We start from the raw sequence: 229 nt of genomic DNA, 5'->3' as shown, positions 1-229 counted from the left end.
GTAATCCGCTTCCAGTTTGTCTATGACCACCGAACCGAATACTCGGTCAAGCGGATGTGCCACGTGTTAAAGCTCAATCGCTCCTCGTTCTACAAATGGGTTAACACCCGCGAAAAACGCAGGTTAAAGACGTGTTCCGATGCCCTTATTGGGGCGAGAATCAAGACCATCTTCGATGATGAGCACGGGCTTTATGGTGCTAAACGCATCGCTGCAAGCCTTAACGACG

The 229-nt window shown here is 50.2% G+C and carries 1 pseudogene; it reads left to right on the top strand.

Annotated features, from left to right (window positions below):
- A pseudogene (locus HMPREF2822_RS13650) lies at positions 1-229 on the top strand (IS3 family transposase); the annotation flags it as partial.

The organism is Corynebacterium sp. HMSC062E11 (assembly GCF_001811845.1).
Taxonomy (GTDB): domain Bacteria; phylum Actinomycetota; class Actinomycetes; order Mycobacteriales; family Mycobacteriaceae; genus Corynebacterium; species Corynebacterium hesseae.
The sequence above is the reverse complement of the archived record's forward strand: the minus strand, read 5'-3'. Positions and strand labels throughout refer to the sequence as shown.